At 53.2% G+C, this 12170-nt stretch carries 14 protein-coding genes; 4 read left to right on the forward strand and 10 right to left on the reverse strand.

The window, feature by feature from the left end:
* Positions 1-197 precede the first annotated feature (197 nt).
* The 5 genes from JJB07_RS17035 to JJB07_RS17055 form a co-directional block, all read right to left on the reverse strand.
* Positions 198-731, reverse strand: a complete 534-nt coding sequence (locus JJB07_RS17035) for a methylated-DNA--[protein]-cysteine S-methyltransferase (RefSeq protein ID WP_283809141.1) — start codon at positions 729-731, stop codon at positions 198-200.
* Positions 732-828: 97 nt separating this feature from the next.
* Positions 829-969: a hypothetical protein gene (locus JJB07_RS17040; RefSeq protein ID WP_201637117.1), complete on the reverse strand. Its 141-nt coding sequence runs from the start codon at positions 967-969 to the stop codon at positions 829-831.
* A 113-nt stretch (positions 970-1082) separates the two neighbouring features.
* Positions 1083-1565 (reverse strand): hypothetical protein, encoded by a 483-nt coding sequence (locus tag JJB07_RS17045; protein ID WP_201637119.1) that lies wholly within the window; start codon positions 1563-1565, stop codon positions 1083-1085.
* 161 nt (positions 1566-1726) lie between these two features.
* On the reverse strand, positions 1727-2395 hold the full coding sequence (locus tag JJB07_RS17050; RefSeq protein WP_201637121.1) for a response regulator: 669 nt from the start codon (positions 2393-2395) through the stop codon (positions 1727-1729).
* 1 nt (position 2396) lies between these two features.
* Positions 2397-3587, reverse strand: a complete 1191-nt coding sequence (locus JJB07_RS17055; RefSeq protein ID WP_201637123.1) for a sensor histidine kinase — start codon at positions 3585-3587, stop codon at positions 2397-2399.
* Between the two features lie 72 nt (positions 3588-3659).
* Here JJB07_RS17055 and JJB07_RS17060 point away from each other — a divergent pair, with 72 nt between their 5' ends.
* Positions 3660-3884 (forward strand): heavy-metal-associated domain-containing protein, encoded by a 225-nt coding sequence (locus JJB07_RS17060; protein WP_201637125.1) that lies wholly within the window; start codon positions 3660-3662, stop codon positions 3882-3884.
* A 52-nt stretch (positions 3885-3936) separates the two neighbouring features.
* Here JJB07_RS17060 and JJB07_RS17065 read toward each other — a convergent pair whose 3' ends face one another.
* On the reverse strand, positions 3937-5715 hold the full coding sequence (locus JJB07_RS17065) for a UbiD family decarboxylase (protein ID WP_201637126.1): 1779 nt from the start codon (positions 5713-5715) through the stop codon (positions 3937-3939).
* A gap of 201 nt (positions 5716-5916) precedes the next feature.
* Between JJB07_RS17065 and JJB07_RS17070 the strand changes: the two genes are divergently transcribed.
* Entirely contained in the window at positions 5917-8259 is a 2343-nt protein-coding gene (locus tag JJB07_RS17070) for an immune inhibitor A domain-containing protein (protein ID WP_201637127.1), read from the forward strand.
* Positions 8260-8319: 60 nt separating this feature from the next.
* On the opposite strand, the gene JJB07_RS24290 is transcribed toward JJB07_RS17070, so the two are convergent.
* The 3 genes from JJB07_RS24290 to JJB07_RS17080 form a co-directional block, all read right to left on the reverse strand.
* A complete protein-coding gene (locus JJB07_RS24290) occupies positions 8320-8448 on the reverse strand; it encodes a hypothetical protein (RefSeq protein ID WP_283809142.1) in 129 nt (42 codons plus the stop codon).
* The gene (locus JJB07_RS17075; RefSeq protein ID WP_201637128.1) at positions 8449-9636 is read right to left on the reverse strand and encodes a helix-turn-helix domain-containing protein; all 1188 of its coding nucleotides are present in this window, start codon (positions 9634-9636) and stop codon (positions 8449-8451) included.
* 204 nt (positions 9637-9840) lie between these two features.
* Positions 9841-10329: an NUDIX hydrolase gene (locus JJB07_RS17080; protein ID WP_201637129.1), complete on the reverse strand. Its 489-nt coding sequence runs from the start codon at positions 10327-10329 to the stop codon at positions 9841-9843.
* Between the two features lie 393 nt (positions 10330-10722).
* Between JJB07_RS17080 and JJB07_RS17085 the strand changes: the two genes are divergently transcribed.
* Both JJB07_RS17085 and JJB07_RS17090 read left to right on the forward strand, forming a co-directional pair.
* Positions 10723-11385, forward strand: a complete 663-nt coding sequence (locus JJB07_RS17085) for a helix-turn-helix domain-containing protein (RefSeq protein WP_201637130.1) — start codon at positions 10723-10725, stop codon at positions 11383-11385.
* A 6-nt stretch (positions 11386-11391) separates the two neighbouring features.
* Entirely contained in the window at positions 11392-11826 is a 435-nt protein-coding gene (locus JJB07_RS17090) for a toxin-antitoxin system TumE family protein (protein WP_201637131.1), read from the forward strand.
* 50 nt (positions 11827-11876) lie between these two features.
* Here JJB07_RS17090 and JJB07_RS17095 read toward each other — a convergent pair whose 3' ends face one another.
* Positions 11877-12167, reverse strand: coding sequence for an antibiotic biosynthesis monooxygenase family protein (locus tag JJB07_RS17095; RefSeq protein WP_109690393.1), 291 nt, complete (start codon positions 12165-12167; stop codon positions 11877-11879).
* Positions 12168-12170 lie beyond the last annotated feature (3 nt).

Raw genomic sequence — 12170 nt, forward strand, 5'->3', positions numbered from 1 at the left:
AATAAATTGGCTTGCGAAGCAAGTGTTAGCTTCAATCTTGCGAAGCAAGTGATAGTTTCAAGCTTGCGAGCAAGTGGTGTTTCAATCTTGCGAAGCAAGTGTTAGCTTCAATCTTGCGAAGCAAGTGATAGTTTCAAGCTTGCGAGCAAGTGGTGTTTCAATCTTGCGAAGCAATTTTTTGCTCCTTGGCTTGCTTGCTATTGCGGAGCGAAGAGGCCTGTTTGGGTGTGTTGGGCTTCGAAGTGGAGCATTTTTTGTTTGGAGTCGATGCCTCCTGCTGCGGAGAAGCCTGTCATGGCTCCTGATTTGCCGAGAACGCGGTGGCAGGGAATGATCAGGGAGACCGGGTTCTTGCCACACGCCCCGCCTACTGCTCGCACCGCTTTCGGGTTGCCGATGGCGGTGGCAATCTCCAGATACGATCTCGTCTCGCCATACGGAATGTCATACAGCGCTCTCCACACCGCGATCTGGAAGTCTGTCCCCCGCAAGTCGAACTCCACGTCAAACGTATGGCGCTCGCCCGTGAAGTATTCACGCAGCTGTTGCATCTCGTACGCCATCCGCTCCGGATCGTGCACCAACACCGCTCCCGGGACTTTTTCCCGAACACGGTCGAGGAACAACTGCTCGTCCTCCCCCGCCAACGTCATCACGACCAGCCCTTTGTCGGTCTTGCCCAAGTAGTAGATGCTGCCCTCGTTGTCTACGCAATCCCAATAGACGTTCATGTGTCATCCCTCTCTCTGCTTCTCCTCTCCCTCTTCGCTTCACAGGGAAAAGATCCCTTCCTCCTGAGGAGAAAGGGATCTTTTTTTCAAGGGCACGCTATTTGCGGTTTTTTGCAGCGGTGGTGCGCGTTTGTTCCAGGTGTGCTTCGCCTAACTCAAGTTGTTCTTGCTTGGTCAACCGACCTGCTCGAGACTTCTCGTTAAGCCAATCCAGACGCTTGCGTTCACTTCTGGTCATGGTTTGAACACCCCTGGTTCTAGTTTGCACCGTAACGCCTCCCTTAGCCCTGTCGGCTTTTTCCTCACATGGTACAGTACCATATTATGTGGAAGGACGATCCGTATGTCCGCTTAGTTGTTCATCCACGCCAACGCTTGTTTCGGGTAGCGCATGGAAACCATGATGATGCGGCCGAGCATGAGACCTGCGATGGAGAACAGGAACGGAACCATGAAGTTGTCGCCCGAGAACAGATCCGGCGTTGCAATCAGAGCGGACATGCCGTACTTGAGACCGAAGCGGATCGGAATCGACGCGAGCCAGAGACCGACAGATGCGAGGGAACCTGCGATGAACCACGTACCGTTTTGTTCAAAGACACGCACGAACTTGCCTTGAACCATCCCGACTGCGACGCCGAGCACCGTGCCGGTGAAGAGCACGATCCAGTCACCGACCGCGATGCCGCCGATGCTGGCTGCGGTGTACATCCCGAAGAGCAACACGAGCAGCGGGAGGAAAAATTGACGAGAGCTGAGTTGGCGGGAACGCAGTTGCGCCCGGATGACGACGAGGAAAATCAGAAGACCGATGACGACAGTTTTCATATCCATTTGGTAACACCCCTTGGTAGTTGTTGGTGAGTTTTGGTTGATCTCTATGGCTTAATCATACGAGATAACGGAATTGGCTGAATCTACCGCAGGGTTGATTTGTTGACAAAAAAAGCCCTCTATCCAGAGATAGAGAGGGCTTCTTTTCTACATCCGGAGGTTTACTCCACGATGCCGTTTCGCAACGCATGTACAACCGCTTGTGTACGGTCTTCCACGCCGAACTTCTGGAGGATGCGGTGGACGTGGGTTTTCACGGTGCCTTCGGAGATGGAGAGCTTCTGCGCGATCACGTCGTTGCGCAGACCATACGCCATCTGTTGGAGCACGTCGTGTTCGCGTTCGGTCAAGGATTCGAGCGGCTGAAAATCGGACGTGGCTTGCGGGGAGGCAGTGGGGAGTTGCGATGCCAGTACCTGCCCGAGCGCTTGGGCGGCCGTGGCGGTGCGGTAGATCGCTTCTCCGCGCATGGCGGCTCGGATGACGTCGAGCATCTCTTGGGCATCGGAGTCCTTCAAGAGATAGCCGACCGCTCCGGCCCGAATGCCTTCAAACACGTACTCGTGGACGTCAAACGTCGTGAGGATGACCACTTTGGTTTGCGGAAGTTGGGCGATGATCTCGCGAGTGGCTTCGATGCCCGTTTTGATCGGCATCTGCACGTCCATCAACACGACGTCCGGGAGTTGTTGCAGCACCACTTGGACCGCTTCTTCCCCGTTCTCCGCTTCTCCGACGACCTGCATGTCCGGCTGAACGTTGATGACGAAGCCGAAGCCTTGGCGGATCATTTTTTGGTCGTCGACGAGCACGACTTTGATTTTTTCCATGTCAGTGGTCACTCCCTTGCTCTGGTGGAAGAGGAACTGTACAGCAAACTTCGAGACCGTGCGGTTCCACGGGGGTGAATGTCAGCGTACCGCCCGCCGCTTGGATGCGCTCTTGCATCCCGTTCATCCCGAATCCGGGGAGAATCGGTGTGCCCGGTTGCAAAGTTCCGTCATCGCGTATGATCATTTGGATGCGCGAGGCTTCCGTTTTTTCTGTAAATTCTACTGTGAGGCTCGTGGCGTTGGCGTGGCGAACGGCGTTGGTCACCGCTTCTTGCAAAACGCGGTAGAGCACGACGGTCGTCTCGGTGGACAAGTCCAACTCCTCCACCGCTTGAAAGGTACAGGCCAGATGCGTGTGCGCTTCCACTTGCTTGACAAAAGCGCGCAGAGACGTGATGCCGACGACCGTTTTGTCATCGGCGAGAGCGTGGACGGACGTGCGAATCTCGCCAAGCGAGGTGCGGGCGACTTGGAGCATGTTCCCGACCATTTCCTTGACTTCCGGTTTGCCGTCCACCGTGAGATATTGCAGGGCTTGCAACTGCACGATCAGCGACGTCAAGCTGTGCCCGAGTGAATCGTGAATGTCGCGGGCGATGCGGGTGCGTTCCTCCAAGACGGCGTGCTGCATCGATTTGACGGTCGCTTCTTGGAGTTCTGCATGTGTTTTTTGCAATTCTTCCAAATGTTTTTGCGACACGAGATGAGCTTCGTTGCGCAGACGATACCCTCGCAAGCCGATGAAGACAGACATCAGGCCGACGAGCAAGCCCAAGCGGTCCTGCAACGTGGCACCGAATCGAAATTGCAACGCCATCACCTGCAAGCCGATGACGGATGAGAGCACGATGGCAAATGTCCCCGGCACTCGAATGGCAAAAAATCCGATCAAAAACAGGAACAGCATGACGCTCCACCAACCGGCGTGAAACACGAACACATTCAAATCGGTGGCGATCGAGACGACCAGCGTCACGCCCCAGAGATCGCGCTCCGTCTTCCATTTGCCGGCAAACCAAAACACCGCGCAATACAACGCGATCAGCACGGCGCTCATGATCTGCTGCCCGATCGTTCCCGCCACGACATCCCGATATGCAAAAAACGCCATCCCCAGCGCCACCAGCGTTCGTCCGGTCAACAGGCGGTCGGTGACGGCATCCAGCGTAAGCAAGGCACGTTTTAACAAAAAAGGCACGACCTTTCCAACATAGTCCTCCCCATTATAACGCATCCTAGAAAACGAGGGGGGTGGCTTTTCATGTCTATCGCAAACATCATGATCCGCAAAGCCGCAGCAGACGAGGTTCGCAAGGTCTCGACGGCGCTGAACGCACTGTCCGGCGTGGAGCGCGCGGTTGTCGATTTGAGCACCAACCGCATTTCTGTGGAGTTCGAAGACGACGTGGTGAACTTGAACCAACTGCGCAAGACGGTTCAAGCGCAAGGGATCGACGTGTTGTCGGAGTGGAAGGAACCCTTCTAGGTACAAAAAAATACCCCGCGGCCTTCAACCGCCGGGGTATTTTTTTGTGCGTTTAGAATTGTTTCTTGCCGAAGTATTCGGTCCAACGCGCCGACACTTTGGAATCGATGTCCGGGCGGGTTTCCACTTCGTCCGGGTACCAAGGCTTCATGCGGGCGTCGATGACAATCGGCAGTTTGTACGCGACATGGTGACGCACCAGATCGGCTTCTGCGTAGATGTCGTGCGACGGGTCGAAGCGGGTGAACGTCGTCCAGAGGAACGAACTCTGCGCTTTGGCGATGCCGGCGTCGTCGACGAGGAACACGACCGGCCATTCGCGCAGAGCGTCGGCATGCTGTTGCACGATGCGAGCGCCCAGGTCCGGGTCTTGCTCGTAGGAAGCGCCGGAGATGCAGAGACAGCCTTTGCAGAACGCTTGGACTTTGTCGACCAGCGCCAAGTCCGGACCTTTGTACTCCGCCGGAAGTTGACGGATCGGGTCGCCGACGCCAAGCAAGATGCCCTTGGAGCCTTTGTTAAACTGACGGCCTGTGTAGTCGAGCGTGTCGTTGGACGTGTTGCCGATGACGAACAGGTCGGTCGCCGGATCGAAACGCTCCAAGACTTGCTCGAACGTCGCACGGAAGTTGGAAAGTTCCACAGGCTTGTCCGTGAGAATCAAAAACTTCGTCAGCGTCAACTGACCTTCGCCGAGGATGCGGAAGGCATGCGCAATCGTCTCGCGCTTGTAACTTTCGCGCACGACCGCTGCGGCCAACGCATGGAAGCCCGTCTCTGCATACGTCCAGAGATCGCGAACCCCCGGCATGGCCAGAGGAAACGCCGGAGAGAGCAAGCGTTGCAAGAAGTCTCCGAGGTAGTAGTCCTCTTGCACCGGCTTGCCCACGATGGTCGCCGGGTAGATCGCGTCTTTGCGATGGTAGACGCGGTCGACGTTGAACACCGGGAATTCATGAGCCAGCGAGTAATAGCCGAAGTGGTCCCCGAACGGGCCTTCCAGACGGCGTTCATGCGGCGGAACTTTGCCCACGATGGCGAATTCGGCTTCGGCGATCAACGGATTGCGACCCCCTGCCGGATCGGCGGTGACCGGCAGTTTTTCGCCGAGAATCAGCGACGTGAGCAACAATTCAGGCAGCATCTCCGGCACAGGCGCAATCGCCGAAGCAATCAACGCAGGCGGGCCGCCGAGGAAGACGGTGACGGGCAATTCCTCACCGCGTTGTTCCGCTTCGAAATGATGGAAGCCGCCGCCTTTTTGAATTTGCCAGTGCATGCCGGTCGTTTGGTCATCGTAGACTTGGACGCGGTACATACCGAGGTTGTGGTCTTTTTTTGAGAGGTCGGGGTGTTCGGTGTAGACGAGCGGCAACGTGACGAACGGACCGCCGTCTTCGTGCCAAGAAGTGAGCACCGGCAGTTGCGAGAGCTTCGCCGGGGCGTCGACCATGTCGAGAATCGGAGCTTTGTCACGTCCGACGTTCTTGGTGCCGACTTTCATCAATTCGAGGAACAAACCGCGCTCGCCCCACAGTTTGCCAAGGGTGGGCGGCACGAGTTTGTGGGTCAGTCCGATGATTTCCTTCATTAATTGCTCCGGTCGCGGGCCAAACGCCAGATCGACGCGGCGAATCGTCCCGAACATGTTCGAGAACACCGGGTAGTTGCTACCTTTGACATTGGTGAACAGCAGCGCCGGACCGCCCTCTGCAATGACACGGCGATGAATTTCCGCCAATTCCAGGTACGGATCGACCTCCGCTGTAATCTCCACGATGTCGCGCTCACGGCGCAATGTATCGATAAAATCCCGTAAGTTACGATGCAAGTTCAATCTCTCCTATCAAAAAACAATCAGTCCCTCCTATTGTACCATACCCCCCCATTTCGCCAAGAGCGACAGATTATCAAGAAATGCTTCAAGAAGTTTAAAATTTTTTTGCGAATCCTAGTAGGAATTTTCAGATCTTTGTTGAAATATATATACCGTAACAATAAATTCTTGTACAAAGACAGGGAGGGACATTTCATGAACAAAAAGATGCTCAACGTGGGTCTCACCTCCGCGCTGGTCGCCGGCACGATCTTCACCGTGACCCCGGCTACGCTTCCGGCGCAGGCGCAGGCAACCACCCCCGCATCCAGCCTCAGCCAAGCGGCTCCGCTTGACTTGGGAATCGTCAACCAAGATCGCATGATTCAAATGTTGACGCAAAAAGGCGTGATCGCGCAAGGCCTCACTCCGGAACAACAAACGGCAGAACTCAACAAGTATCTGCAAACTCGCACCAAGTCTGCTGAAACTCAAGCAGACAAAAACAACGCGTCTGCCAAGCGCACGGCGATGAAACAAACCGCCAAAGCGGGCACCGTCTCTGCAACGGCACCGTCTGCAGCTGCTCCGCAAGCTTGGAACGGCTCGCTGCGCAAGGACAAAATTCTCGTCCTGCTCGTCGAGTACAACGACTACGCGCACAACAGCATCGCGAAGTCGGACACCGACAACTATTTCAGCGATTACAGCACCGAACACTACCGCCAGATGCTGTTCTCCCCGACCGGCTACACCGGCCCGGATGGCAAGAACAAGATCTCGATGACGCAATACTACCTGCAACAATCCGGCGGCTCCTACACCGTAGACGGCGACGTTTACGGCTGGTTGAAAGCTCCGAAGGGCTACAAATCTTACGGCGGCAACGTCGACGGCGACGATGCGAACCCGCGCGGCCTGATCCAAGACGCGCTGGCAGCAGCGGCGGCAAACGGCGTTCCGCTCAGCCAATATGACCAAGAGGACATCTACGACCTCGACGGCGACGGCAACACCCGTGAACCGGACGGTTTGGTTGACCACTTGATGGTCATCCACTCGGGCGTCGGCGAAGAAGCGGGCGGCGGCCAACTCGGCGAAGATGCGATCTGGTCGCACCGTTGGGACCTCGGCAGCCCGTACCAAATTCCGGGCACCACGGCTTCCGTTCCGTACTGGGGCGGGCAAATGGGAGCGTTTGACTACACCGTCGAACCGGAAGACGGCGCAACCGGCGTCTTCTCCCACGAATACGGCCACGACCTCGGTCTGCCGGACGAGTACGACACGATCTACTCCGGCAACGGCGAACCGATCGAATACTACTCGATCATGTCTTCCGGCTCTTGGGCAGGCGACATCCCGGGTTCCGAGCCGACCGGCTTCTCTCCGTACGCGAAGGAATTCTACCAAGCGACCATCGGCGGGAACTGGCAACAAGGTAAGAAAATCGGCCTCTCCGACATCCCGGCGACCGGCCTGACCTACACGCTGGACCAAGCTTCCACCCACGGCGCGAACGAAGACGTCGTGCGCATCGACCTGCCGGATCAAGTTCACCAGTTGAACACGCCGGCGACCGGCTCCTATGAATACTACGGCGGCCGCAAGGACGAAATGGACAACAAAATGAGCACCACCGTCGATCTGACGGGCGCGACCTCCGCAACGCTCGACTATGACACCTGGTACAAGATGGAAAACGGTTGGGACTACTCGATGGTCCAAGTTTCCACCGACAACGGCGCAACCTGGAAATCGCTTTCGACTTCCCACACGACGAATGACATCGTCGCGGACGGATACCCGGCGATCAAAGCGAACCTGCCGGGCTACACCGGCGATTCCGGCGGCTGGGTCCATGAAACCATCGACCTGAGCGCATACAAAGGTCAGAAGATTCAATTGCAATTCCGTTCGATGACCGACTGGGGCACGAACCTCGACGGCTTCTTCGTCGACAACGTCAAAGTGACGAAAAACGGCTCTGCGATCCTCTCTGACGGCGCAGAAGGCACTCCGCTGTTCACCCTGAACGGCTTTGCGAAACACGAAGGCAAGTACGCAACCAAGCACCACTACCTCGTGGAATGGCGCAACCATGCAGGCGTTGACCAAGGTCTGGCACACATCCGCCGCGGCACGTCGCTGATGAGCTACAACCCGGGCATGCTGATCTGGTACGTCAACGAAGCGTACGATGACAACTGGACCGCTGCTCACCCGGGCAAAGGCTTCCTCGGCGTGGTTGACTCGACCCAAGACGTTCACCACTGGGGCGGTTACGATTCCAACGGCTCCATCGCAGGCACTCGTTACCAAATCTACGACGCTTCGTTCTCGTTGAAAAAAGGCGCAGACCTTGACGTGTACTACGACAAGGGCTTCCACCTCTACAACGCAGCGAAGAACCCGAACCCGATCTTCGACGACAAGACCAACTACTGGACCCCGTCCGCACCGGACGCAGGCCTCAAACTCCCGAGCTACGGCTTGAAGATTGAAGTCCTGTCCGAAGCTGCTGACCGTTCGGCGGCTACGATCAAGATCACGAAGTAAGGGAAAAAGAGAAGGAGCAGACCCCGTGGGGGCTGCTCCTTTTTTTGTGGGAAGGTTCCCCTATTTGTAGTTCGCAGCAATAGCCGGTCCCGGAGGTGATGTTTCAGCAGTTTTGCTGATGTTCGTTGTAGAAATAACCAACCCCACCGCCGCTACCAATACTGCCCCATATAATACAAAACGTCTCATTTAGAATCCTCCTTCGTTTAGGTACTCGCTTTTTTGGTTTGAATAGATTCGACTCTTTTCATAGTAACGCGCAGCAGATTCGAAATCGCCGTGTAATGTATAAAATTCCATCAGAGACTTGCACGCAAAATATCTGACGCGAAGACTAACAGATGCTTCATTTGTGACGGCTTCCGCAAGGGCTGGATTGCCCGTAGCTCTCGCATTCATGATTTGCAATCTCGCCCAATACTCCGGATAGGATTTCGCTACTGTAGAATACTTCTCCACAAGTTGTGTCACCGCCGAATAGTCGCGCAGTTGCATGAGGGACTTTACGTATTCCTTCACCGCAAGGATCAAAATGTTCTCATAATCTGCTAAGGCACTCATCGCCTCTGACAGCAACTTGGCAGAGATCTGGTACTTCCCCAGACGATATTCGCAATGCGCCATATTGATCAGAGCGTGCCCAATCTGCTCTTGGCTTCCAGTTTGTTTGAGGTACTCATAAGAACGGTAGGCATGCTCTTTGGCACGCTCCAGTTTCCCGCGTTCCTCACAAACTGTCATTCTGGTGTACTGCGCCATTCCCAATTGTAACGGATCATCCGCGAAAACCGCTTCCACCGCACAGAGAAAGTTCTCGACATTGCTGTACTCTTTGCGAATGGTGTAGGTCAGCATGAGATTCGCTGTGACCTTGTTTAGAAGATCTCGCTCATCATACTCCTCATGTAGGTACTTCGCATGCTCCAAAGCTTGTAACCATAATTCATGTGATTCGTCGAAGTCTTTTTGCAGATAGTGGACTCGACCCAGATTTAAAAGAGCATACCCTCGCTCCGTCGCACCCTGTGCGACATGGACAAGTTCAGTAGCCATTGCCAAGGCTCGGATCATCATGGGTTTGGTTCTCTTGTTGGCCTTCAAGATCACGGCCAAGTCCTGTTCCAGTTTGACCGTGTCTGTTTGTTTCAGCCTCTCCACGCTCATCCGAAGCCCTTGCGCGATCTGTTCCAGTCTGGTTGAAGAAATACGCCGTTGCCCAGTTAGAAACAAGCGTAACGTCTCACGATTTATGCCCAGTCGCTGTGAAAAACCACGTAACGAGTACGCCTCACCTTTCTCCTGCATGAGTTCGGAAATTCGTCTCGTTAAAGAGACTTTCTCGATCTCCGAAGTTGCCATTCGTTCAACCGTACTCATGCGCATCCCCCCTTGCAAGTTCTAAGATTAAGAAATAGTTCAACAATCACCTCACCGCAATAATAGCACAATATCCGAAATAATTATACACTTGGAACACAAATAATTATGCAAAAGGATAAAATATTTCATAAGAAAAACCATCTGCTTGTTAGCCAATGGTTTTTTCAATGCAATCCATATTAGTACCCATGTACAACCAGCCTATCGTACTTCTCGATTCACGATGTGTTTGAATTGTTTTGACTCAGACAATTCGCGGAGGGCAGGCGTGACAAACGCGGGGACGATGTTGTACTGATCCAGTTCGTCAAATGCGATCCAGCGGTGGACGTATCCCTCTTCAAGTCCGGCGAATTCGCCTTCGTGCATGCGGATCGGGTGATCCTCCGGAATTTCCACGAGATGGTACATCCCGACTTCATGAACGCGGCTCCCACTGACGGTTTCCTCGAAGAAGTTTTCTACCATCCAAAGCAATTGGCTGCTAACAACCTCAACTCCAAACTCCTCCATCATCTCACGTCTCAGCGCCACCTCTGCCGTCTCGTAATACTCTACCCGACCACCGGGCAAGAACCAGAGGTCAAGTTCTACCGGCTTCTGAAAAAGCACCCGCCCGTTGTGGATGACAACACTGGCAGCCCTCAAGTGGAACTTGTCATTTGGTTGGACTTCGAAGGAGATCATCATCTTCAAACACCCCCTGCCAGAAAAAACATCTATCTCTCATTATAGGAGAAACCGTTTACCAACTACAAGACAACACACCTTCGCCACCACTTAGCCACAACCTTAGAAGTTTCAACTTACGTATACCACTCATATCAAATATGAGAATACGACGAAAAAATAAATTACAAATATCAATAATAGGATGGAATTTCCACCTATTTATAGAATTCATTTCATAGAAATCACCGTAGAATTCGGGTGACATTGCCATGTCGCCTAGGTGAAAGAGTCGGACTCATGGCATAACCTATACACTGAGTGGGTAAGATTATACAATGTCTTTTAGTTCACTTTCAGTTGCTTGTATTTCACTTTCAGTTTCGATAGAATGGAGGCATGAGGTGATTGTATATGTTTGAAGCGGCCGATAAACAAGTACTGTTGGAACAGCGGTTTGCACTGTCTAAGTCTCTTGTTGAAGGCACTGCTCTACGAGGGGATCTTTTCACCCTTGCATTGACCAATTTTCTAAAAATTACATTGCCGGGCAACGCATTGGCCCATGAGGCACTGACTGTCCACAATCCGATGGATAAGAAGCAATTAGAAGACGCCCTCGTCAAAGCGCTTGAGATTATCGTTACTGTCGCAACGGAAGAAGTCGAGTACGGCAAAGTCTATACTACCGGCCAAATCGCCAAGTTGTTTGGGGTATCAATTACCACGATACATAATTGGTTAAAAGAGGGGCGGTTTATAGGCATCGAGCTCAAGGGCGGCAACAAGCAAACCAGAATCCCGGAATCAACTCGTTGGAAGAGCCCAACCGGAGTGATCTTGACGATTCGTGAAGTTGCAGAGAAATTCTCTACGCCTCCCCAAACACCGAGAACCGCCAATCAGGAATTGTTGGAATTGACAAAGTCGATTGCATTTTTTGAACAAAAATATAAGTCTACGTATGAGCAGTACCTTCAAAATCAGGACATTGAAAAAGCAGATTTCGAAACGAGAAGAGACCTTCAAGAATGGAAGTATCTTCAGCGAAGGATTGGTGATCGAGAGGAGACGTAACAGCAGATGGCCGACATTGAACAAGACCCGTCAAATTTTCTATTTCTCGAAACCATGTTTCTCGACATCATTGACAACGTGAGAGAAACCGATAGCACCGGGATGGGAAGTTCTTTTATCTGCGCAAGAAAAACGTACATCCTAAAAAACAACACAAAGCTTTTCGTAACGGAGCACTACACAAAGGAAGGTAAGATAGATCATTTCTACTATGATTGGGTCACCAACGAGAAAGCAAGCCGTGGAATCTTATCGTTCCATTCAGAATCACATGAAGAGAAAGCCTACAGGACAAGTACCGAGCCTTTCCATATCCACACCCATGAGGATACAAAGCTAAGCAATGTATCTCGATTGCCAAACTATAACTTTCATGATCTGTTTTCAGTGCTTGAATACATTCGACTTTTCATCTATGCGAATCAAGTACTAAGCCAATAAAAAGCCCTCATGTTCAAATCACATGAGGGCTTTTTCACAAGCTTATCGTGTTACGAAGAGAACTTCACGTTGTACAAACGCAGGTCGCCCTTAACCGGGGAGTTCGGGTTGGCGTTGGCATGCGCTTTGGTGAAAGAGTCGGACTCAACCCACGCTTTGTACGCGGCTTCGTCTTCCCATTTGGTGTAAACCACCAACTCGTCGCCCTCAGTCGGGACGAGGAATTGGTACTCGAGGCAGCCTGCTACTTGGCTCATGCGCTCGCCGGCGGTGGCGAATCGGCCTTCGAGGTGCTCACGGTATTCTGCCGGAACGGTCAGTCGGTTCATGGAAACGAACATGGT

Origin of the sequence: Tumebacillus amylolyticus (genome assembly GCF_016722965.1) — a bacterium.
Taxonomy (GTDB): domain Bacteria; phylum Bacillota; class Bacilli; order Tumebacillales; family Tumebacillaceae; genus Tumebacillus; species Tumebacillus amylolyticus.

Coding starts and splice junctions, on each gene's coding strand:
- JJB07_RS17035 (WP_283809141.1), bottom strand. CDS start 731: ATGAACGTCTATTGGGATTGCGTAGACAACGAGGGCAGCATCTACTAC.
- JJB07_RS17040 (WP_201637117.1), bottom strand. CDS start 969: ATGACCAGAAGTGAACGCAAGCGTCTGGATTGGCTTAACGAGAAGTCT.
- JJB07_RS17045 (WP_201637119.1), bottom strand. CDS start 1,565: ATGGATATGAAAACTGTCGTCATCGGTCTTCTGATTTTCCTCGTCGTC.
- JJB07_RS17050 (WP_201637121.1), bottom strand. CDS start 2,395: ATGGAAAAAATCAAAGTCGTGCTCGTCGACGACCAAAAAATGATCCGC.
- JJB07_RS17060 (WP_201637125.1), top strand. CDS start 3,660: ATGTCTATCGCAAACATCATGATCCGCAAAGCCGCAGCAGACGAGGTT.
- JJB07_RS17070 (WP_201637127.1), top strand. CDS start 5,917: ATGAACAAAAAGATGCTCAACGTGGGTCTCACCTCCGCGCTGGTCGCC.
- JJB07_RS24290 (WP_283809142.1), bottom strand. CDS start 8,448: ATGAGACGTTTTGTATTATATGGGGCAGTATTGGTAGCGGCGGTGGGG.
- JJB07_RS17075 (WP_201637128.1), bottom strand. CDS start 9,636: ATGAGTACGGTTGAACGAATGGCAACTTCGGAGATCGAGAAAGTCTCT.
- JJB07_RS17080 (WP_201637129.1), bottom strand. CDS start 10,329: ATGATGATCTCCTTCGAAGTCCAACCAAATGACAAGTTCCACTTGAGG.
- JJB07_RS17085 (WP_201637130.1), top strand. CDS start 10,723: ATGTTTGAAGCGGCCGATAAACAAGTACTGTTGGAACAGCGGTTTGCA.
- JJB07_RS17090 (WP_201637131.1), top strand. CDS start 11,392: ATGGCCGACATTGAACAAGACCCGTCAAATTTTCTATTTCTCGAAACC.
- JJB07_RS17095 (WP_109690393.1), bottom strand. CDS start 12,167: ATGTTCGTTTCCATGAACCGACTGACCGTTCCGGCAGAATACCGTGAG.